Annotated in this window: 15 protein-coding genes and 1 riboswitch; of the genes, 3 read left to right on the forward strand and 12 right to left on the reverse strand. The window is 44.7% G+C overall.

The genetic code is table 11. The annotated features are described in order from the left end of the window. Positions 1–32: 32 nt before the first annotated feature. The 11 genes from DTOX_RS16900 to mobB form a co-directional block, all read right to left on the reverse strand. Positions 33–1,553: an S-layer homology domain-containing protein gene (locus DTOX_RS16900; protein ID WP_015758898.1), complete on the reverse strand. Its 1,521-nt coding sequence runs from the start codon at positions 1,551–1,553 to the stop codon at positions 33–35. 42 nt (positions 1,554–1,595) lie between these two features. After that, the gene (locus DTOX_RS16905) at positions 1,596–2,156 is read right to left on the reverse strand and encodes a molybdopterin-dependent oxidoreductase (RefSeq protein ID WP_015758899.1); all 561 of its coding nucleotides are present in this window, start codon (positions 2,154–2,156) and stop codon (positions 1,596–1,598) included. A 118-nt stretch (positions 2,157–2,274) separates the two neighbouring features. Further along, positions 2,275–2,808: a hypothetical protein gene (locus tag DTOX_RS16910; protein WP_015758900.1), complete on the reverse strand. Its 534-nt coding sequence runs from the start codon at positions 2,806–2,808 to the stop codon at positions 2,275–2,277. A gap of 59 nt (positions 2,809–2,867) precedes the next feature. Next, the gene (locus tag DTOX_RS16915) at positions 2,868–4,604 is read right to left on the reverse strand and encodes a purple acid phosphatase family protein (RefSeq protein ID WP_015758901.1); all 1,737 of its coding nucleotides are present in this window, start codon (positions 4,602–4,604) and stop codon (positions 2,868–2,870) included. A 95-nt stretch (positions 4,605–4,699) separates the two neighbouring features. After that, positions 4,700–7,465 carry a cadherin-like beta sandwich domain-containing protein gene (locus DTOX_RS16920; protein ID WP_015758902.1) on the reverse strand — a complete coding sequence of 922 codons (2,766 nt, stop codon included), beginning with the start codon at positions 7,463–7,465 and terminating at the stop codon, positions 4,700–4,702. Between the two features lie 120 nt (positions 7,466–7,585). Further along, positions 7,586–8,173 (reverse strand): hypothetical protein, encoded by a 588-nt coding sequence (locus tag DTOX_RS16925; protein ID WP_015758903.1) that lies wholly within the window; start codon positions 8,171–8,173, stop codon positions 7,586–7,588. A 70-nt stretch (positions 8,174–8,243) separates the two neighbouring features. Continuing rightward, positions 8,244–11,051 (reverse strand): S-layer homology domain-containing protein, encoded by a 2,808-nt coding sequence (locus tag DTOX_RS21705; RefSeq protein ID WP_015758904.1) that lies wholly within the window; start codon positions 11,049–11,051, stop codon positions 8,244–8,246. A gap of 41 nt (positions 11,052–11,092) precedes the next feature. Further along, positions 11,093–12,766 carry an FN3 associated domain-containing protein gene (locus DTOX_RS16935; RefSeq protein WP_015758905.1) on the reverse strand — a complete coding sequence of 558 codons (1,674 nt, stop codon included), beginning with the start codon at positions 12,764–12,766 and terminating at the stop codon, positions 11,093–11,095. A 164-nt stretch (positions 12,767–12,930) separates the two neighbouring features. Further along, a complete protein-coding gene (gene tsaA / locus DTOX_RS16940; RefSeq protein ID WP_015758906.1) occupies positions 12,931–13,746 on the reverse strand; it encodes a tRNA (N6-threonylcarbamoyladenosine(37)-N6)-methyltransferase TrmO in 816 nt (271 codons plus the stop codon). A gap of 20 nt (positions 13,747–13,766) precedes the next feature. Beyond that, positions 13,767–15,140: an S-layer homology domain-containing protein gene (locus DTOX_RS16945; RefSeq protein ID WP_015758907.1), complete on the reverse strand. Its 1,374-nt coding sequence runs from the start codon at positions 15,138–15,140 to the stop codon at positions 13,767–13,769. Positions 15,141–15,992: 852 nt separating this feature from the next. Next, the gene (gene mobB, locus DTOX_RS16950) at positions 15,993–16,490 is read right to left on the reverse strand and encodes a molybdopterin-guanine dinucleotide biosynthesis protein B (protein WP_015758908.1); all 498 of its coding nucleotides are present in this window, start codon (positions 16,488–16,490) and stop codon (positions 15,993–15,995) included. 122 nt (positions 16,491–16,612) lie between these two features. Then, positions 16,613–16,757: riboswitch (molybdenum cofactor riboswitch) on the forward strand. A 79-nt stretch (positions 16,758–16,836) separates the two neighbouring features. Here mobB and DTOX_RS16955 point away from each other — a divergent pair. Genes DTOX_RS16955 through mobA form a run of 3 tightly spaced genes read left to right on the forward strand, consistent with a single transcriptional unit; the run spans position 16,837 to position 19,736 of the window. Beyond that, entirely contained in the window at positions 16,837–17,862 is a 1,026-nt protein-coding gene (locus tag DTOX_RS16955) for a molybdopterin-binding protein (RefSeq protein ID WP_015758909.1), read from the forward strand. Between the two features lie 12 nt (positions 17,863–17,874). Then, a complete protein-coding gene (locus DTOX_RS16960) occupies positions 17,875–19,107 on the forward strand; it encodes a molybdopterin molybdotransferase MoeA (protein WP_015758910.1) in 1,233 nt (410 codons plus the stop codon). Between the two features lie 23 nt (positions 19,108–19,130). Continuing rightward, a complete protein-coding gene (gene mobA, locus DTOX_RS16965) occupies positions 19,131–19,736 on the forward strand; it encodes a molybdenum cofactor guanylyltransferase (protein ID WP_015758911.1) in 606 nt (201 codons plus the stop codon). 327 nt (positions 19,737–20,063) lie between these two features. Here mobA and fdhF read toward each other — a convergent pair whose 3' ends face one another. Then, on the reverse strand, positions 20,064–22,766 hold the full coding sequence (gene fdhF / locus DTOX_RS22470) for a formate dehydrogenase subunit alpha (RefSeq protein ID WP_015758912.1): 2,703 nt from the start codon (positions 22,764–22,766) through the stop codon (positions 20,064–20,066). Positions 22,767–22,836 lie beyond the last annotated feature (70 nt).

Here is a 22,836-nt window from a genome sequence, read left to right on the forward strand (position 1 = left end):
ACTTTTAATGTAAATCATTATCAACGCTTAAATTATTGCAGCAAGTTATATAATCGTAAAATCATGACAGCCGCTTCAGCCCTGGTAGTAAGCAATTGGGGGGCAAATCTGTCTTCGCTCACTCCGCTTACTATTCCACAGCTTACTGCCAGTGCAATATCCTGCCTTGCCCAGGGTGATATAGCATCTTTATCCGCGAACTTGTCAGTTGCCTGCTGTGTAATAGCATGGGACAAATCTTTAGTTGACTTCATTTTCAAGGCCCTGGTGATAATTACGGATATTTGTTCTCTGGTTATGCATTCATTCGGAGCATAAGTATTATCATCATTACCCTTAATTAACCCCGCCTTGACTGCTGCGGCTACATAATCGTGATACCACGCGCTTGCCGGCACATCCTTAAAGGAAAGGTCTTCGCCCTGATTAACTTCAATATGCAAAGCCTTAACGAGCCACTGGGCGAATTGGGCGCGTGTTGTTTTTTCATCCGGCTTGAATTCCGTTTCGGTTCCATCAATAACCCCTTTTTCCACCAAAGTGTTAATGTCTTCTTTAGCCCAGTGATTTTGTAGGTCTATAAAATCGCTGATCATGTCTTCTGCTTTATTGACCGTATTTTTCCCGGTCCCATCAGCAGGGGCAGATACCCCGGTGTTATATTGAAAAGTTTTTACCTCGCTGTCTAATTTGCCAAAACCAATTGTTCTTGCTTTAACTGTTACAGTACCATTAATAGGTATTGGTTTATTCATTTCCTCCGGGCGGAACTGAGGGTAGCTGATATTAAAAATATTGCTTCCGTAAGTTGGATCAGATCCATCCAGAGTATAGTACACCATAATATTTTCCGGTATATCATCAGGCCTTTTTAATGTTACTTTTGTGCCCGGGGCAACCGTACCGGGATTAGTATCAACAGAGGGAGCTTCCCAATGCTCCAGGGGCTCCGTTGATACTTCAATGGTTCCTCCTGCCAACATTTGCTGAATCATAACACAATCACCAATAGTTGGTTCATTCGGCTTCCGCTGTCCAAAGCAAATTCTTCCATCTGAATCATTCATTGCTATTATCGTTTCGACCGGTATTTTTCCTTTTTCACTGCGCTTGGGCGGCCATTCCACACAGTCACCGGGACTTTCACCATCAGGAAAATAATAACGCGGTTCCTCCAGTAATTGTGCTCTGGTATAATCCATACGCACAAAACCTCCTCCGGAAGGTCTGAGTGTAAACAAGGTGGCATTGTCTTTTAAGCCCGCCACATCTAAAATGCTCTTAAGCGTTGGTCCGGTTAGATTTTTAAATACTTTTAGTGAAGGCCAATGGTTATATCCGGAATAGGTATAAGTTTTTTGCGGCAGTGCCCTCAAATCGGCCATAGTGAAATTTACTACTTTATTAACCCCGTCGCCTTTAACCGTCAACACCACCGGTTCCCCCGCAGAAGACGCTAGCGGCGCAACTGTACTAAGCAACCCGGCAATAATACAGAGCGCCACCAGGCAGACCGGCAGTTTTATTATCCCATAAGTTTTAAGTTTTTCCATAGCTCTCCGCCTTTCCTGACTATCCTTAATAAATTTTCTGTATTACTGCAATTCCAAGCTCACCAGCCATTTGGTAAAACGCTGCCCGGTCTTGTCATTGCAAATAATCAATTGCATGCTGCCCTCCCCGCCTGCCTGCGTTATTAACGGCTTGCCATGATCAGCATAGACAATATACACATTATCCGGCTGCATAACTTCAGACATATCCAACACCTGGCTGTAGTAATCAACACCCCTGGCAATAATCTTGGTGTACTTTCGAGTAAGTCCGGGATCTATACCATCCAGAACTCCCAGTAGCAATGTGCCGGTATAATCATGCTCGCTGCTATTTGCAGAATTATTGCTACATGAACTACTACAATTGGTTTGAACCACCATTTTCTTCTCCACAGCCGGCAGTTTCTGAAGATCAGCTACAGTAAAACTACCCAATGTCCCGTCACCGGCTTTTATTACTAACCTTCCTTCCTGCTGAACGCTGCTGAAGTGGTTTAATAACGAGAAACCAACAACAGCCAGGACCAGCAGCATAATTCCTCCAATTAACCATTTTGTAGAGTTAAAGCCTTTACTTGCGTTAAACTTGGTTTCAACCATCCTGTTGCCTCCAGGTTAATTATGAAAAAATCAACGGTTTTGGGCACCGGTTCCGCTATCAACCGAGCCGGTGCTTTTATCTCCTATTTACGCATAATATTCGGTTTAGCCGGCGTTATTACGGATTTACGGTAAAACTCATGCTATGGTTGGGAGCAGCCAGCGGTACCTGGGCATCCCAGCCGTTCCAAGCATAAACATCCACATATGCTGTCCCGCTCAAACCGGACGGAAGAACAAAATCCGAAGTAACGGTTGATCCTGTAACGGGAATACCGGATGATACTCCAACACAGTCCAGCACTTTGCCACCTTCTTCAACCGTGGCTCCTGTACCATGTCTCACCTGCACAATAACTAACCCGTCAGTTGTCTCATTACTGTTATTAGTTATCTGAGCTTGCACCCGGTACCCGTGTTGCCCCGCTACAGTATTTATTTCTTCATTATTTGAAGGAGTCAATACCTGCACGTTACTGATATTAAGCTCATTTACTGCACCGCCGCCGGCATTATTGATTTGCTGAGTAACGGGAGCAACCGTCAGTCTCGGGAGGGTCTGAAGAAGAGAGTTAACTTCGTCTGCCAAACCGGCCGGTATAAAACTCAAAAATATGATGATGCAAATTAATAGCGACAATATTTTTTTCACTTTTTCATGCCCTCCGACTCAACAAATTAATTATTGAATTAACTTTCTCTCTTCTTACTTTAAGACGTAATATCAAAGCTAAATTTTTGATAAGGTATGTCAATGGGTACATTTGATTCATCAAAAACATAAACATCCACATACGCCTTGCCGGCCGGAAGACCGGACAGGTTAAAATCAGCATAGATATCCACTCCTACCACCGGAACGTCGGTCTTTAAACTGGCTATCCCCAATGGTTTTCCACCACAATTCGCTGCGGCACCATCACTACCACGCACTTGGAGCACAGCCACAGTGGTCTGCTGCTTTCCGGTATTATTGTTAAGATGTACCTGCAAGCGGAAAGCTCCCTGCACGGGAACGGAGGTTATCTCCTGATACGAACTGTTCAAAAGCTTGACGCCGCTTACGCTCACACTTGCATCCATACTACTGCCCTTATCAACCTTATATTCATCCAACACATTACCATCCACATCTCTGGTAATCATGGTCAGAACATCACCTTCTATTTTTATATACGTATAACAAGTCACATTTGACAATACTTTGGCAACGTAATCATGCTGTTTCGGATTGATGTAAAACTTGTTGCCCGCATTACCCATCAAGTAAGTAATCCCGCCTGTCGGTCTATCCTGAACCTGGCCCTGGTAGATGGGATAGGTGCGCATATACATATGCTGGTGTCCTACGAAAACCATGTCAACTCCGTTACGCTCCAACACCGGCACCCAGTATTGCCTGATGATATCGGAAGCTGCAGCGTCATTGTCACCTATATTGATGGTATAGGCAGGCACATGAAACATAACAAATTTCCATTTCTTATTACTTTGCTGTAAATCGTTTTCCAGCCAAGTTATGCCGGCCTGGTAAGCATCGCCATCACAACCCATCAGGCTGCTGTCCAGCACAACAAAATGAGCATTACCATAGTCAAATGAATAGTTATGTCCTTCATACCCAACCGGCCCGTTTTGGGGCAAGGCAAAATATTTATTAAACAGATCAGCATCGCCACTATCATGATTCCCTTCGGCAGGCATTAGCGGTATATGATCAAAAACACCTGCTGCAGCAGTGAACAGTTGAGACCAATCCCCGGTGTCTTCCGAATTGTCAACTATGTCACCGGCTTGCAAGGCAAATTTTATATCCGGATATGCGCTGCAGGCCTGTGCCAGAAGCTGCTGCCAGATACCGGCACTGGTATCATAATAACCGGAATGCACGTCACCCATAAACATAAAAGAAAAATTATTTGTCGCAGCCGCCGTAGTAAAGGTAGCCGGCTCGCTCCAGCCACTGTCCTTGCCGACACGGTAGACATATGTGGTACCAGGCTGCAAATTATCCAACTCAGCCACAAAATGATTGAAACCGCCGTACAACTGGCTGCCAGCAATATCCTTTTCCTGCGCGCTGCTGAAATCATCCGTACTGCCACTTTGCGGCAAATACTGAATCTTACTGCCGGCAACACCGTATACTCGCCAGGATACAGTCTGGGTGGTCTGCGGATCGGCCGTCCAAGTCAGGATAATCTGGTCCGGCCGGGTGCTGTATAGCTGGGAATCAACATTCTGATCTGCTTGCGCAGGAATCTCATCCACATTTAGAGCAGCACCATACACCTGCGAGGAAATTGATTGGACTGCCGACGAACTGTTCAGATCAGGCTGGGCAAGGGTTTCTAGTGCCAGCCCCTGTCCTGTAAAAATTAAGCCGGCTATCAGCATTATCGCTAGCAACAGGCTAAACCCCATTAACCGGCATCTTTTCTCTGCCATAGTGCTTCTCCTTTCCATTCTATTCATGCTCTGCGGTTTGCCTGAGTAAGCTCAGCCCCGGGCCGTAACCCCAGCCCAGGCCAAGCTTTGCTCAACTATTGTGTAATATTAAAAGACAAGTTTTGATTGGGTTTAGCCCGCGGCACCATGGTGTCCCAACCGTCCCAAACAAAAACATCCACAAAAGCCGGCCCGCTTAAACCAGCCGGCATGGTGAAATCAGCGCTAACCGGCTGACCGTCCACAGGAACCTCACCTTCCACCCCAATACAACCCAGTACCCGGCCGCCACCGCTACTGGTAGCGCCAGGGCCTCCACGCACTTGTAAGATAGCCAACCCTTTGCTGGAACCACTATTATTATTGGCTATACTGGCCTGGATGCGATAGCCACCCTGGCAGGCTACAGAATTTATGCTCTTGCCTGACGAATCGTATAGACCGACATTGTTGACGACAAAATAGTGTCCGGCCAACACATTAACCCCGGCCAGCAGTGCGTTCCTCTGCAGGGCATCACCTGCCGTCCCAGCACCAATATATTGAAGCGTACCATCCCGGTAAATGGCGGTCGAACCCCGTAATACCTTTAACACATTGGCCAAACCGGATACTTTTTCAACATCTATCGTTGATCTATACCCCCAGACCACGACACTGCCGTCTGTCTTTACGGCAAAGATACCATCATCACCGCTCGTTACTGAGGCAACATCATGCAAACCAACGGGCACATTGCGCCTGCCATAGCTATTATCACCCCAAACCACCACAGTGCCGTCGGCTTTTAACGCTGCGCAAGCAGAACCAACGGAAAGATCCACTACGTTGTTTAAACCATCCGGCACGTCATATTGTCCGGATGTATATCCCCAAACCACTAAGGTACCATCGTTTTTCAATGCGAAGGAGGTATTACCAAAAGCATAAATACGTGCTACGCCGGTTAAACCGGGCGGCACATCGCACTGTCCGTTGGTGTTATCACCCCAGGCCGCCACCGTGCCGTCTTCACACAAGGCAAGATTATGGTATGATCCCGCTGCTATGGCCGTGATGCCTCCCAGACCGGCCGAAACATCACATTGCCCCTTATTGTTTCTGCCCCAGACCACCACCATACCATCCTCACGCAAGGCAAGACAATGGTAATAACCCGTTGCTATGGACGCAACATCATTAGCTTGTTCCGGCACGTCACACTGACCGTCGGCGTTATTGCCCCAAACCACCACCGTACCGTCCTCTTTTAAAGCCACAATATCAATGGCAAGTGTCATTACTCCTATAGATTTAACGTTTTTTACACTTGCCGGCACCCTAGATATGCCAAATTGTTCATCTGTAATCGGACTGTTGTAATATAACTTTAAATTGCCATCCATATTTACTGCAACCTGATATTCAGCTACATCATAAACTTTAGCAGCAGCCCGAACATAATCGCTGGCAGCGTAGGCCGCCGGGGTCTGTGGAATATTGGGAACCGGGCCGCTATAGGGAGGCGGGTCGTCTGTAAGCAAGTTCAGCCCCTGAGGCACATTGCATTGGCCGTTATAATTACCATAATGTAAGTCAGTCAAATCACCCCAGGCCGCTACCGTACCATCCTCACGCAAAGTCAGCAGGTGTCGATTATTACCATAACCGCTGACAGCCAGAACTCTTTTATCTGATATTAGGGGGACACCCAAATCAACATTTTGGCCGGTATTATTACCCCAAACGGCCAGGCTGCCGTCCCACTTTAATGCGGCGGCATGGTATGCTCCAACTGCAATTGCCTTAACAAATTGCAAGTTTAAATTCTTAAATTCATTACCTTGACTATCTGTTCCCCAGATAACCAGAGTGCCATCGTCTCTTAAAGCAATACTGCTCTTGAAGCCGGCAGCAACCGCCACCACATGATCTAATCCGGCCGGCACCATACACTGGCCAGAGTTGTTGCCGCCCCAGGCCACCACCGTACCATCCGCTTTGAGGGCCAGCATATGCTCATAACCGCACTGAATGTCCACCACATTATTCAAGCCGGACGGCACCGTACACTGGCCTTTACTATTGTCGCCCCAGACTACTACCCTACCATCTTCCTCCAGGGCAGCAGAAAAATACCTACCGGCAGAAACAGCCACCACTTCACTCAAGCCAGTCGGCACATTACATTGACCTTTAATATTATCGCCCCAGGCTACCACCCTGCCGTCAGCCTTACAGGCCAGGCTGTGTGCATTTCCTGCCGCCAGGGCGGTGACATTGGCCAAGTTGATCGGCACGTTACACTGTTTTTTATCATTGCCGCCCCAGGCCACCACCCTGCCGTTCTTTTTCAAGGCCAAGCTGTAATTATTGCCAACAGCCAGACAGCATCTATAGCGGGCATAGTCGCTAGCCTGATAGGCAGCCGGTGTCCGGGGCAGAGGAGCCAGAGCAAAATCAAAACTGACCCGCTTGATATGAAGATCATATGTGCTCTGACTGCCACTTGCAGAAGTAACCGTGATGGGAATAAGGTTGTCACCCACCGCTAAATCCCGACCATAGACCACAGCAGCCACGCCAGCCGCAACCTGAACACCGTTAATCCGCAAAGTGGCAGTAACACTGGCAGGCTGGGCAACTATTCGCACTTCCTCCACCCCATAGGCCACATCAACCACGCTCTCGGTCTGCTCACTGCTGAAAGCGGGATAAAGGCCGCAGGAAATCACCTTCTCCGCCCCGTCCTGATAAACCAAGCTTGCCACGGTAAGATTGCCTAGCGTATTGTCATCACCGTCTGCATAAGTCACTGTCGCCAGGGGCAACGAACCAACCAACAGAGCCAGACAGAGGATCATTAAGCATATCTTTTTCATGGTTTCCTTCCTTTCCTAGTTTATCCTTTAATTAATTATTATAAAAATATGGACCGCAGCAGCTTGCGGCTAAACTATAAAATTTTCATTGTATAATGAACGTTGATTTTAAATTATTAATTATTGATATAAACGGATCTTACTAATGTTCTTCACCCAGTTGCCCATAACTGCCTCCGTTGCTGATGTCTGGCCATAAAAATTCCTGAGACAATCAGTAGAACTTATAGTCCCACCTAAATCCCCAAATTCGGTGGCAATTATTGCTGGTACAACTACATAATTTTGATTACTATCAATATAATAGCGGGTACCAAACAAATCGCTCTTGCTAATTGTTTTGCTGAAATCATCTGAAGTTCCTTCTGTTCCATCTGCTCCAATATCTAATATCTTGACACTGGTAATTTGGCTTAAAGAAACCCCGCTTCCATTTAAAGCAGCCGTTAGTACTTGCTCCAATTCTGGTCCATAGGCAGTGAAATAATGATACTGATAGTCCTTGCAATTATAAGATGAATAATCGTAAGCAGCAGTTGTACCAAAACCCTCTAAATCATTAGTATCATAAGTTGCAAGGGAATTTGCATTATTACCCAGATAAATGCTTACCTCACCTGTATTGGCAAGTGCAATCGCACTGTTTAAGCAGAGCACCAGGGACAACACCATCAATACACCCAGTATTTTTGCGCCTGTCTTTTTCATCCTTTCATCCACCCCGTAATTAAAATATTTTTGCTGCTGCGGCCCAATATAATCTAAATAATCTTCAATACTATGTTTTATCCCCCTCCCCTGTTGATTGATTATTGTCTATTTGCTGCTCAACAGGCTGGTCAGTGCTGATAAAATTAATATAGGTTAAGAACCGTTTCAACATTACCGCACTTTGAGCTCTGTCGGCATTTGCCTTGGGCGCAAAATTACCACCCGGCATTCCTTCGATAATCCCTATCTTGACAGCCAGAGCCACATCCTTTGTTGCCCAGGAGGCAATCTCTTTCTTGTCCTTAAACTGGTCCAACTGCTGAACCTGCTCGCTGGCGGATAAAGTATCTTCTTTCCCCGCAACTCGCGCTGCCCGGGCGATCATGACCGCCACTTTCTCCCTGGTAATGTTGTCAGCCGGCTTAAATAAGCCGCCGTCATAACCCGCAATGATGTTTTCACCTGTAGCAGCGGCAACACTGCCGGCATACCAGTCGCTAACCAATACATCCTTAAATTGCCCTTCATGCAAAACTCCTTCTTCCAGGGCCAGAGCTCTGACTAAGAGGGTTGCAAATTCAGCCCGGGTAATATTGCTGTCCGGTTCATAAGTAGTGTCATTTTTACCGGAAATCAACATCTTGCCAGCCAGCATTTCAATATCATCCTTGGCCCAGTTTCCTTGAATATCTGAAAAGCTCTTGCTTGACTGCAAAACAGTATACAAACTGTTGGTACGGTTTAAAATAATTGCGTAGCTCTTACCGTCCCTGGTTTCAAAGCGGGTAGGCACAGGTTTAAATCTATTTTTCGCCTCGTTCCAAACAGCACCCGTGGCACACCCGGCATTTACGCCTTTGTCCAGCTCGATTTCACGCTCCACATAATTACTGCCGAATGATTTATACTCCACTTTTTTACCGCCTGGAGCACTAATTTCTATGCTGAACTCCACCGGATCAACCAACATTTCTTGTCCCGCCTGAATACCGGCAACCAGTTTATTTTTAACATCTTCAGCTGCCCTGGAGATAACAATATTCATATTCAATTCTTTCGGCTTGACATCCATTCCGGCCGCTATTTCATCAAGGTTTAGAGAATCAAGCGGCAGTGTATAATTACCTATAGCACTATTTATACCCAACAACATCCCTTTTTCTTTGGCTTTTTGCAGTATAGTTGATGAAACTTCGGTGTTTACTTCATCCACTAAAGCAGTAGAATTAACCGCCAGTCTGCTCCCCTGGGTTCCCTTTTCTATGTCTTCCAGAACTCCTTCCTGTAAAGTTAGCTTCTCCCCTTTGCGACCTTTTTCCAGGCTTATTTCTTCTTTTTTGATATTCTCTTCACTAACGGTTTGTTGAGGGACTAAACCACCGCTACCACCAACGGGAGCCACCGGTGTTCCTCCGGCAACCGTAAACATCAAGGTTAGAACATCACTGCCCAGCTTGCCGTTTCCCTCAGCCATCGCTTTAATCGTAGTGTCTTGATTCACTACAATCGGTACGTTTAAAGAGGGAACATGGGCGCTGACATTGTACATCTTGCTGTTAATGTCCGGATTACTACCATCAGTGGTATAACGAAGTTTTGTTCTCGGCTCACTTTGCAAAACAATTTTGGAACCGCTTTTAATTTGGCCACCCTGCGTCGCAGTTTTTTGCTTGGTATCGGGATCGATAATTTGTGCTGTCGGCTTGGACCATTTACCCGGAGAATTCGTATTAACAGTAATATATTTCAAATGTTTAACAAAACCCATAAGGGTATAATCCGATTTTATACGCTGTCCGAAACACAAAACCGGTGTTTCACTTTCTGTCATATTGCCAAAATTAGAAGAAGCCTCTACCCGTTTCAAGGCTATTAACGGCTCCACCGGTGTTTGACCGGGAAATTTATATCGTGTTGTATTCAATAATTCATCTACGGTATAGTTCCAATAGTAACCGTCACTGCCGGTAAAAGTAATCATCTGGGCCCCCGGACTCATTTCAGCCTGATCCAATAAGGTGCGCAGCGGCACACCTTCAGCAGCCTCAAATAAATCTTGAGGCCAATCATTTGTGGCTGAGAACAGATCTCTTTCCTGATCCATAGCTTCCAACTCGGCACGGGTATAAGACACTTGTTTAGCCACCCCGTTGCCGTTTATGAAAAGAATAGCATCCGGTTTGTCAGAAGTACCGCCCCCCGGGCCTGTACCACCAGAAGTTACAGTAAACTGATAAATTTGGGCTGCAGCCAACCCATCCCCGGTTACATTAATTGTATAAGTACCGCCGACGGCGTCAGCCGCCAGGGTAAAAGCGGTGGCAAAACTACCGTTTTCTATCGGCGGTTGGGCCACGTAAACCCGCCCGTTATTACTGTTGCGAACACAAATAGCAATTGAACCTGTTCTCTGAGCTGTACCTTCTATTTCAACAACGTCACCTGCTTTAAAAGAACTATCGGCTACAGGTTTGTTCAGAGAAACGGCGGCTCCACCCGCACTTTGCACCTGAAACCGGTAAATTCTCAGATCAGGCAAGCCCAGGCAACCGATATTAATGGTATATTGACCTTCGGCCGCCGAAGCCTCCAATGTAAAGCCAGTGGTAAAAACACCGTCTTGCACCCGGGGTTGGGCCGTAAATGCCAGGCCCCCCTGTTCATTCCGAACAGCTATTGATACTTCGGCTAATCCCTGGGCCGTGCCGCTTATCTCTACAGTGTCACCGGGCTTGTACACTTGATGGGCACCAGGAGAAGTCAGATTTACAGCGACACCCTGGTTACCGGCGTAACCAACACCGGTTAACGGCAACAATATCGCTAAAATCATTAAGATACATAATAGATTTTTCCTGATCCGCAGTATCCTCATCATATTCTCCTTTCTCTTTCTTAAAACCGGTGGGGTAATAGCTAATTTAATTTAATATCAAAATTCAAATCATGACTGTCCTTGCCCAACGGGTTCTGTTCACTGCTATTATCCCAAACCAGCGCATCCACATAAGCCTTTCCGGTCAGATTACCGGGCATAGTAAATTCCACCGTAGCCTTGCCACCCTCAATATCAACCTCAGTTTGTAAGGCAACAAAGCCCACCACAACACCCCCGGTAGTTGCGGTTGCCTCATCACCACTGCGCACCTGAATAATCAGCAAAGCATTTTGGAGTAGATTTATATCATTGGCATACTGTACTTCAATACAATAGCCTCCGCCAGGTGCGACGGAAGTAATGAGCTGACCTGTATAATCCAGCAATTTAACACTACTAATGGTTATCTCATTTGCAATGCTGATCAAATTGATCATATTGATGTGTTTTAACCGGTTATCTACCAGGTTACTGCTGTTACGCAGAATTTCAATCGTCTGATCCCCGGACACATCGGCAATCTCAACACCATTAACTTCATAGGCCAACATACACTGCTGGTCTTTCAGTTCCTGTATCGAACCGGCCTCGATTTTTTCACCAGTGGTTGTAACAAACTCAACTCCCCACCTGCTGGAGACATTAAGTTGGTCAAGCAATGTACCCAGCAGCACACCTTTACCGGTCAGGGCAACTGTCTGCCCTTGTTCGGAGCATTGGTAGCTCACCACTGACGGAGTCATGCTTTTTAATGCTTCAACCGTATAGTTAGCAGGTTGGCTTAACCCTGAGCCCTGGATAGTGCAAGCCGGTACACCTGTATTGTAGCAAAAAGTCACTACATCACCATCCGATTTACCCCAACCGATTAACCTGGCTTTAATAGTTACATCACCATTTACCGGTATAGGTTTATTCATTTCTTTAGGTCGGAAATCGGGATAGCTAATGTTGTATATGTAGCTGCCGTAAGTAGGTTCACTCCCGTCCAGAGTATAGTAGATCATGGTATCATCCGGCGTTCCATCCGGGTAGGTCAGGGTTATCAGCGTACCGGGAACAACTGTTGTTCCTGATGGGATATTGGTATAAGGAGTTCCCCATTTATCAAGGGATTCAATGGACACATAAATGGTTCCCCCGGTGCAAATAGCTTCGATCATGGCACAATTCCCCCCCTGAGGTTCATTCGGAGCCACCTGACCAATACACAATCTGCCGTCTGCATTGTTCAAAGCAAGTATGGTTGGAACCGATACCTTTCCTTCTTCACTGCGCACGGGCGGCCAATCTGAACAATCACCTTCTTCACCAACAGGAAAATAATAGCGTGGAGTATCCAACAACTGTTCTTTGGTATAATCTTTATATGCAAAAGCACCACCTGCTCTAAACTTGAGCAATGTGGCATTATCCTTTAATCCCGCCCGGTCCAAAATACTTTGCAGGGTTGGCCCGGTCATATCTTTAAATATTTTTAAGGCCGGCCAGTGATTATAGCCGGAATAGGTATGAGTTTCCTGGGGCAGCGCCTGTAAATCGGCCATGGTAAACTGCACCGTTTTGTTAACTCCATTGCCTGTCACCGTCAACACCACCGGATCCGCCGCTTCTGACACCTGCGGTGCCAGCAGGATCAGGAATCCCAACATAATGCAAAATACTGCCACATTAGCCAACAATTCCATTAGAAAACTACTCAATTTTTTCATGCTATTTTCACCTTTCCATTGTTAAATGGTAAATGAACAATCAATTGGACGACAAAATTCCATTTGAGAAGGCTTTAGACTATTTTTATAATCTAAGAAATTATGCTTATGATAAATTTGTGAGTAAGCTAAGATTAACCATGCGAATTTAAATGATATTTGCCCTATCCCTTAAATTCAATTGTAAAAAGCTTCCGGTCATCAGCATAAAAAAACTCATCGCCTACAACTGGCAATCTGGCTGTTATCCTCAGGGTGCTGCCATTCTTTTCCCATATACTTTGTCGCAAATCATGGTTTTCAACATACTTAAACCGTGGGGGATTAGCCAAGCGCGCGTTACTTAAACCCTGCAGCACATCGGCCAGGCAAGGAGGACCGTTTACCGATACTTTCAGTTCCCTTGAATTGAGGTGACCCAAATAATCATCTGCTACAAGAGCCATGCGCACACCCAACAATAAATCAGCACATTTTTCCTGGTGGTGGAGCAATGCCTGTTTCATGAATATTGCTTGACGCATTTCTCTTTTTAGCGGGCGAAGATATGGAGTTACCGGTGAAAAAACGATTTCCTGCTCATAATAGGGTTTGATGTCCAGCACAGGAGTATCATCCAGGGCATCCAAACCGCTGACCCAAAGTAAATTGTCTTCCACCCGCTCCAATCGAACCAGGGATAAAGCAATGGGATTGGGCCGGTTAAAGGCGCGCAGGCAGAAAACCCCATATTCAGGAAGATTCGGGTTAACCTTAACCGGAACAACTCTCAAAATATCGCGATTCGCCTTGTGAAACCACAATTGAATCCACAGATGAGAATTTTCCTCAATGCGCAATAAACCATCCTTGTATTCGGGAAATATTTCGATCAGAGAACTTCCCCCCGTAAGCGGCACTTGATCCAACGCTTTAAAATCAGATCTGACAACCCCTACCGGCTTTATTGTAATCATGTCGGTTTCATTAAATGATGCCACTCTTACACATCCTTTCTAGATTACTTATTAACATTCATAATAGCCGTTACCGCTTCCGCCCTGGTGGCATTGCCCTGTGGCTGAACAGTGTTATTGGTATAACCCTTGATAATTCCTTTTTGCGCAGCGGTAGCGATGGCTTCACGGGCCCAACCGGAAATGCTATCGCTGTCGGCAAAACTAACCTCACCTGCTGTCGGTACCGGCTTTGCCGCCTTGACGATCATTACCGCCATCTGCTCGCGAGTAATAAGGTCATCCGGACCAAAGGTGCCGGCATCATAGCCGTTAACTACACCGTAGGCTGCCGCCGCGGCAATATATTTTCTTGCCCAGTGCCCGGCTGTGTCTGCAAATGTTTTATTGTCATTCAAAGGCAGCTTAAACGACTTCACTAACACAGCAGCAAATTCAGCCCTGGTAATTTTGCTGTCAGGCTTGAAACTGCCATCTGGATAACCGCTTATACAACCCATGTCTACCAGTTTGTTAATGTTGTCAAAGGCCCAGTGTCCGGCAATGTCCGTTAATGTTATTGACGGATTTTCAACCGACCCGGCTTCTTTTTTAACAGCCATTACGGCAAACTTGGTGAAATGGTCAACCTGCACGCTTATAGTGTTGCCTGATACAGTACCGCCAAGGTTAACCCACTGGGATAAGGTTTCATTATAATATTCGATAGCAGGTGTCTCTCCCTCACCAATCTCATCAGGCTCAAAACTGAATTTGATTGTGACATTCTTGGAAAAGCTGTATTTATTCTCGGCCCCCACACTAAATTCGTACACACTGCCGATCAGCCTGAAACCAGCAGGTGCAGCAAAAGTATTGGTCACTTTCTGTACTGTAACTTCCACCGCTCCGCTGCCTTTAAGCGCTCCGACCGGCAATTCAACACCGGCTTCGCTGCCCAAACTTATTGTTCCACCGGCACTTGGTGTGACAGTGGCCTTTCCGGTAGTGGATGTGACTGCTTTCAATGTTGAGCTTCCACCGCCACCAGTTTTAGAGTTATTGTTGTTATTACTGTCGCTGCTGCTAACCATAAAAGTAAATTCAGCCGGCTCAGCTAATTCTTCGGCACCAATTCTAATCGTATATTGTCCTGCTGCTGCACCGTCATTTAGTTGAAATTCCGTAGAAAAAGAACCGTCTGCCACGGCAGGCTGAGCTGCATAAACCATGCCGCCCCCTGCGCTACGCACCAAAACAGAAACCTGCGCAATATTTTGTGCTTTTCCGCTAATCGAAACGTTATCTCCCGGTTTATAGATTTGGGAAGAAGCAGGTGTATAGAGGTTGACTGACGTCTCATTACTCTCAGCAAAAGCAATTCCCATAAAAAGCAAGCAAATAAGCGGAACAGATAATAAGCCAATCAGTTTTCTCACAAATACCATCCCTTTTCAATAATTTGCGTTTGATAATTAAATCATCACTATGAGACAATACCTGGGCTGATGATAATCCCTTTTGTATCGGACTCAAACCTTTAAGACCTCCTATCAGATTTTCTTCTCCTTCCTGACAATAAATTTCAGATAACAGCTGCTGTTAACACTTTATTGGAGCCGACATCACCTCTCATTCAAGGCAAGCAATCCTACCTCATTTAATAACTAAAAAATATACTGTTTAACTTATAAGCTTTAATAATTATTTGGAATTTTCATAATGGCTGCGAAGAGTTGATATGAATTATATGAATTAAACCGGATTAATCTGGAAAATTTACATGAAGTATGAATGAGGTTAAAACTCGAAACCGGAGGACAGATGAGATTTTAAGTCTAGTTTAGCCCATCTATAATTTAACGATTATTTTTATCTAATTATTTTATACGTTCAACCATCCTGCTTGCATATCTCAATAATTAACTAATAATCATATTTTAAAGATTTTTAACAATTATACATCACAAACAGACACGACGCAACATAAATTAACAATACGTTATAAAATGATAGAACATAACGATTTTATATTTAAATTAATAATATATAAATAAACATAAATAAACTAGTGATAATTATAAACAAGAAGCTCCGAAGACCACAGTCTGCCGCCTGCGTTAGCAAGAACATTGCTTTGCTGTACAAGGTCATTTAGCTGCCACTAGCCTTATATCGGGTCTGTGATCGCCCCTGAGTTATTAAAATCCTTGCCGGATACACGCAAAAAAGCCCCTATCACAAAAAAAATGATACGGGCCTTTCCCAATTCACTTTTCGAACTTAATAATTTATTTCGGTAAATTATACTTTTCAACTAACAAGTCCGCTACGCCGACTGCATCATCCAACCCAAACAAAGGAACACCTATGTCCCATTCAGCATCTGTTACCAAAGCAATCAATTCATCCGGAGCACATACGAGTTCACTGCTGTGCTCTGTACGGTTGATTTCTATTTTAGGTTTATTCGACCTTTTATAACCTTCAGTCAAAAGTATATCCATATCGGTAACCATAGCCACCACCTGATCCAATGATAATTCTTCCGGCACCTTTTTTATGATGGCCACTTTACTTGGAGAAGAAATTACCACAGTATCAGCCCCGGCTTGAGCATGACGCCAGGTATCCTTTCCCGGTTTATCAATATCAAATCCATGCACATCATGCTTTATGGTACCGACTTTTATTTTTCGCAGCTTAAGCTCTTTTAACAGTTTTTCCAAGAAAGTTGTCTTCCCGGCGTCAGACCTGCCTACAACAGCCACAACCGGTGCCTCTTTCATAAAAACACCTCTTTTTTATTTTTTCAGTAATAATATTAATCTTAAATATTTTAAATTAATCTGTCAATTTTAAAAAATAAGCAGGATTTACTCATTAAAAATAGAAAATATAAATTAACTAAATATTTTTTATTTTCCGAGCTGTATTACCTAAATGTATTTACTGCACACGGTAATCATGCCGGGTTCTTCAATGGAGCCCCGGGTTTAACCGGAAACGGTTATGCCTCCACTTACTTTTAGGAAAGGAAAATTTTACGGCATTTAAGTGTCGCTTATTTTCCATGCCCAAAAGATGGTAAATATTGCCGGCACTTTTTTAATGCCATTGCGGAGGTTAGCATAAATGAAGTCTATCAGGGTTGAAGATGCAGTTGGATCAGTTTTGTGTCATGATATAACCAGGATTATTCCCGGAGAAAGCAAAGGGCCTGCTTTTAAAAAAGGTCATATCATAACTGAGGAAGATATACCCGCATTCTTGGATTTAGGTAAAGAGCATGTTTTTGTTTGGGAAGTAAAAGAAGGTATAATCCACGAAAACGAAGCTGCAGAACGCATGGCTATAGCTGCTGCGGGAGAAAACATTGTATTAATGGAACCGTCGGAAGGAAAGGTTACTCTAAAAGCAAAAATCAAAGGGTTGTTAAAAATTGATGTTGCCACCTTAAATATAATCAATGAAACTGATGAATTAATGATGGGCACATTACGCAATAATCGTCTGGTATATAAGGATACCATAATTGCAGGTACCAAAATTATACCGCTAATTATTGATGAAGAAAAAATTAAACGAGTGGAAGATATTTGTCAAAAACAGGGTCCGATTATCAGGGTATTACCTCTCTTGCCCAAACGTACAGCTATTATTATTACCGGCAACGAGGTCTACAGGGGAAGGATAAAAGATTCCTTTACACCTATTGTAGCCAAAAAATTAAAGAAAATGGGCTGCGAAATTTTTAAACAAACTATAGTTGATGATAATGTTGACAAAATTGCTGCAACCGTTTTAGAAAACCTGGCTGAAGGGGCTGAAATGATTCTGGTTACCGGCGGCATGTCAGTTGATCCTGACGATCTCACCCCGGCCGGTATTAAAAAAGCCGGCGGCACTATAGTCACTTACGGTACACCTGTACTGCCGGGAGCCATGTTTATGATGTCCTATATTAACGGTATTCCGGTTCTTGGCCTGCCGGGCTGTGTGATGTACTCTAAAACAACTATTTTTGATATTGTATTGCCGCGGATTCTAAGCGGAGAAGTTTTACAAAAATCTGATTTTGCTCAATTGGGTCACGGTGGTCTTTGCCAAAAGTGTAAAACCTGTCGTTTCCCCGATTGTGCACTAAATACCGGTAATTAGGGGATGACTGATATGTTACAATCAATTCCACTTGAAAAAGCCCTGCAAATATTGCATGAATTCTCGGCACCCAGAGGCATTGAGGAAATCGCTGTTGCCGAGGCTTTCGGCAGAATTCTGGCTGAAGATATTATTGCCGGCTTCCCGCTGCCTCCTTTTAACAGATCACCGCTGGACGGCTATGCTTTAATGGCGGAGGATACTTTTTCCGCAGCAAAAGACAACCCTGTACGGCTTAAACTAACGCAAACCGTTTATGCGGGTGAACTGCCTTCAGCACCGGTAATAAAAGGTGAGACTACAGCAATTACGACAGGCGCGCCTCTCCCCTCGGGTACCAATGCCATCATAAAATTCGAGGATATAAAAAAAGATGGGGATTACATTTTAATTTTTTCACCTTTGAAGCCGGGAGATAATTTTGTCCCGGCGGGAGAAGATGTAGTTGAGGGAGAAAAAATACTTGTTATTGGGGAAAAAATCACGCCGGCCTCACTCGGACTTCTGGTATCGCTGGGGCGAGGAACAGTAAAAGTATTCAGAAAACCAAGAATCGCAGTTTTTTCCTGCGGAGATGAATTGCTGGATATCGGTCAGCCACGGCAAACCGGCAAAATATATAACAGCAACCTTTACGCAATAACCGCGCAAATTACCGAAGCCGGTGGACTGGCTGTACCTATTAAGAGCGTTCCGGATGATAAAAACAAAATTGCTTCCGCGCTAAACCAGGCTTTACAGGAAAATGATTTAGTTATTACCACGGGCGGTGTCTCGGTAGGAGAAAAGGACTATGTAAAAGAAGCCATCAAAATTAGCAACATTAATACTTTGTTTTGGAAAGTCGGCATGAAACCCGGCACTCCGGCGGTATGCGGAGAAAGAGACGGGCAGTTGGTTATAGGCTTATCCGGAAATCCGGCTGCCTCTATGATAACATTCGTTTTGCTGGCCAGGCCAATAATTCAGTCTATCTGCGGCAAAAAAGGTGAGAATTTGCCTGAGGTAAAAGCTGTTATGGATGTTCCCTTTAAGAAAAAGAGCGGCCAGAGGCGTTTTATGAGAGCTGTTCTAACCTGGAAAGACGGCATTTACCATGCCGCACCGGCCGGAATACAAAGTCCGGGAGCTTTGAAGTCAATGCTGCAGTGCAATGCTCTGATTGATATACCTAAAGGACACGGGCCTTTGGATATAGGAGATGAGGTTAAGGCACTTTTGCTGCCGGAAGGCTATTGCATGTAATATTTCGTAAAGGATGAGACAAATTGAACATATCGGGCATAATTCTGGCCGGTGGAAAAAGCAGTCGTATGGGCACTAATAAAGCACTTCTGGATATTGACGGTATCCCACTGATAGAAAGGGTTGCCCGCATTATAGCCCCGGTATGTTCCGAAATAATTATTGCCGGCGGGGATGAAAAAACTTACGGACATACCGGTTATAAGATTATCCCGGATATTTACCCCGGCTGTGGACCTCTGTCCGGGATACATGCAGGCTTACTGTCCGCCAAACATTTTTATAGTTTTGTAGCAGCCTGTGATATCCCTTATCCTAATGTCCAAACCATTCAATTGCTGACAAAAAGCATAGAAGATTATGATGTTGTTATGCTTTCTATACAAAATCATTTAGAACCGCTGTTTTCCATATACAGCAAAAATTTTGCCGCGGTCGCGGAAACCGCTTTAAAGCAGGGAATATATAAGATTATTGATCTGATACCTCTAACCAGGTGGAAAACTTTTGAACTGCAAACATCCGATATGATCTTTGATCAACAGAAAAATTTGATGAATGCCAATACACCGGAGGATTTTAAAAAAGCAAAGGAATACAGCAGAATAAACCGGCGCCTTCGGCAATAAGTTTATGTTACATTGTAATTGCTCTTTTGGAAAGAATAAATATAATTTGGAAATACTTTTTGTAAAGCATTGACACCTGTACTTATATTATTTAATATTATTGTAGCAATGTTATGTCTATTTATATTGAGTTTAATAAAGTGCAACTAAATAATTTAATTATGTAGTATACAGTTATATTATGTATATTCATATCAATTAATTATATCAACAAACAATCATTTACCCTATAAACAACTTAAACTAATATAGAATTTATTTGTTCTGTGTTACTGTCATTATTGTATTGTAATGAAAAAACCGGAGCTCGACACTCCGGTTTCTTCTTTAAGCACCTATTTCTTTCGACTCTTGAATTTTTTCTAATTTAACAGCGGCCACCTTATACTCACCAGTCTTACTGATCGGGTCAAACGCATCGACAGTAAGCTCGTTAGTAGGTGTCTCCCAGTAGTGGAAGCTCATCCAAATCAATCCTGCCGGTACCTTGTCGGTTACGACGACCTTGGTTACCACAGAACCTCGGCGGGAAGTAACTCTAAGTTTACCACCTGTTTCCACACCAAACTTACAGGCATCAACCGGATTAATCTGAGCCATTTCTTCCGGTCTGTGAGCATCCAAACCTTGCGAGTAACGGGTTGTGATATTGTAGTGATACAGTATCCGCCCGGTGGACAACAGGTACGGATATTCAGCATCAGGCATTTCAGCCGGTGGAACATGATCAATACCCTTGAACAAACCCTTACCTCTGGTAAAGCTCTGCGTATGCAGTACAGGGGTACCCGGGTGATCCAGGGTCGGGCAAGGCCATTGCAATCCCTTCGCATCTATTCTTTCATAATTCATCCCACAATAGGAGGGAGTCAATGAAGCCATTTCATTGAAGATTTCTTCCGGCGAAGCAAAATTCATGGGATACCCCATATGGTTGCTCACTTCGCAGACAATTTGCCAGTCAGCTTTGGTATTTGCTATCGGATCAATAGCCTTGCGAACCCTCTGCACTCTTCTTTCAGAGTTGGAGAAGGTACCGTCTTTTTCACCAAAACTTGCTCCGGGCAGTATTACATCAGCGTATTTGGCTGTCTCTGACATGAATAATTCCTGCACTACCAGGAAGTCCAGTTTACTCATAGCCTTGCGGATATGATGAGCGTCAGGATCTGTGAGCACGGGATCTTCGCCCAATATATACATGGCCTTGACTTTTCCTTCCACCGCCGCGTCCATCATATCAGGAATAGTCAAACCAAGCTTGCCGGATAAAGGAACACCCCATGCCTTTTCAAACTTGGCCTGAGCATCCGGGTTAATAACAGGTTGGTAACCGGGATAAACGTTAGGCAGTGCACCCATATCACAGGCACCTTGCACGTTATTCTGACCGCGCTGCGGGTTCACGCCGGAACCGGGCCTGCCGATATGTCCGGTAAGCATAGCCAGGTTGGCAATACTCATAACGTTGAACACACCGCAAATATGCTCGGTGATACCCAGTGTATAGCAAATAAGCGCATTGTAGGAGGTTGCATAGAGTCTTGCCACATCATATAAGTCTTCTACCGGAATACCTGTCATTTCCGAAACTTTTTCCGGCGGGTAATTTTCTACCGTAGCCTTGAGTTCCTCAAAACCTTCGGTTCGCTCTTCCACGAACTTCTTATCGTAGAGATCTTCCTTGATAATAATATGCATTAAACCGTTTAACAACGGAATATCTGTACCGGGCTTAAGCTGCAGCCAGTAATCAGCCTTTTCTGCCAGTTCAATGCGGCGAGGGTCAACTACTACCATCTTAATGCCCTTCTGAACTGCCTGAAGCATTTTAGCACCTGCCATCGGGTGTGCTTCAGTTGCGTTTGAACCGATTACAAACAGCAAATCAGTTTTCAATATATCGCTAAAAGAGTTTGTCATTGCGCCACTACCAAAACTTGTAGCCAGACCAGCTACTGTGGGAGCGTGTCAGGTACGGGCGCAGTGATCGACGTTATTGGTGCCGATTGCCGCGCGAAGAAGTTTTTGTAGTACATAATTGTCTTCATTGGTACAACGGGCTGAAGAAAGTGCGGCTACAGCATCACTGCCGTACTTATTCTTCACTTCAGTCAATTTAGAAGCAACCAGGTCAAGAGCCTCATCCCAACCGGCTTCAACAAATTCACCGTTTTTCTTAATTAGAGGCGTGGTTAAACGTTTCGGGTTATGAATATAATCTATCCCAAAACGGCCTTTTACGCACAAATGACGGCCATTAACCGGGCTGTCGGGATTGGAGGTAGAACCGATAACTTTACCGTCGGCAACATTCAGGTCGAAGTTGCAGCCTACTCCACAGAACGGGCAAGTGGTGCGCACCTTTTTAATATCCCAGATACGTGCTTTACCGCTCATAGCTTTCTCAGTCAGGGCACCCACCGGGCAAACAGCCACACAACTGCCGCAGAATACACATTCCGATTCAATCAAAGGCAAATCCATGGCGGTGGCCACTTTAGCATTAAAACCCCTGTAAGCAAAATCAATCACACCGCGGCCCTGCACCTCTGCACAAGCGCGAACACATTTGCCGCACAGAATGCATTTATTCATATCTCTTATAATGAACGGGTTGCTGTCTTCGATAGGATAATTATGCTTCTCCCCGAAGAAAACGTCTCCCCTGATATTATAACGATAGGCATAATCTTGCAATCTGCAGTCACCGTTTTTGCTGCAAGTCAGGCAGTCAGCCGGGTGATTGGCCAACATCAATTCGAGAATTGTTTTGCGTGCCTCCACTACCGTTTCGGACTCAGTGTATACCACCATACCGTCCGTTGCTTCGGTAACACAGGAAGCAGGCAGGTTGCGCATGCCCGGTACTTCCACAACACAGATACGGCAAGCTCCGAATCTGGCAAGCTCCTGGTCATGGCAGAAAGTAGGAATATCAATTCCTATTTTTCTGGCAGCGTACAAGACGGAAGTACCCTTAGGAACCGTAACCTGTTGATCATTAATGGTTAATGTAACAGAACCCAATCAATTTTCCTCCTTTCCGGAATTCAAAATATCAAACGATTCAGCAAATCCGGTGTCCGCCACGGAATAT

The organism is Desulfofarcimen acetoxidans DSM 771 (genome assembly GCF_000024205.1).
GTDB lineage: Bacteria > Bacillota > Desulfotomaculia > Desulfotomaculales > Desulfofarciminaceae > Desulfofarcimen > Desulfofarcimen acetoxidans.

Coding starts and splice junctions, on each gene's coding strand:
- DTOX_RS16915 (WP_015758901.1), bottom strand. CDS start 4,604: ATGGCAGAGAAAAGATGCCGGTTAATGGGGTTTAGCCTGTTGCTAGCG.
- DTOX_RS16920 (WP_015758902.1), bottom strand. CDS start 7,465: ATGAAAAAGATATGCTTAATGATCCTCTGTCTGGCTCTGTTGGTTGGT.
- mobB (WP_015758908.1), bottom strand. CDS start 16,490: ATGAAAGAGGCACCGGTTGTGGCTGTTGTAGGCAGGTCTGACGCCGGG.
- DTOX_RS16935 (WP_015758905.1), bottom strand. CDS start 12,766: ATGAAAAAATTGAGTAGTTTTCTAATGGAATTGTTGGCTAATGTGGCA.
- DTOX_RS16960 (WP_015758910.1), top strand. CDS start 17,875: ATGTTACAATCAATTCCACTTGAAAAAGCCCTGCAAATATTGCATGAA.
- DTOX_RS16905 (WP_015758899.1), bottom strand. CDS start 2,156: ATGGTTGAAACCAAGTTTAACGCAAGTAAAGGCTTTAACTCTACAAAA.
- DTOX_RS16925 (WP_015758903.1), bottom strand. CDS start 8,173: ATGAAAAAGACAGGCGCAAAAATACTGGGTGTATTGATGGTGTTGTCC.
- DTOX_RS16900 (WP_015758898.1), bottom strand. CDS start 1,553: ATGGAAAAACTTAAAACTTATGGGATAATAAAACTGCCGGTCTGCCTG.
- DTOX_RS21705 (WP_015758904.1), bottom strand. CDS start 11,051: ATGAGGATACTGCGGATCAGGAAAAATCTATTATGTATCTTAATGATT.
- DTOX_RS16955 (WP_015758909.1), top strand. CDS start 16,837: ATGAAGTCTATCAGGGTTGAAGATGCAGTTGGATCAGTTTTGTGTCAT.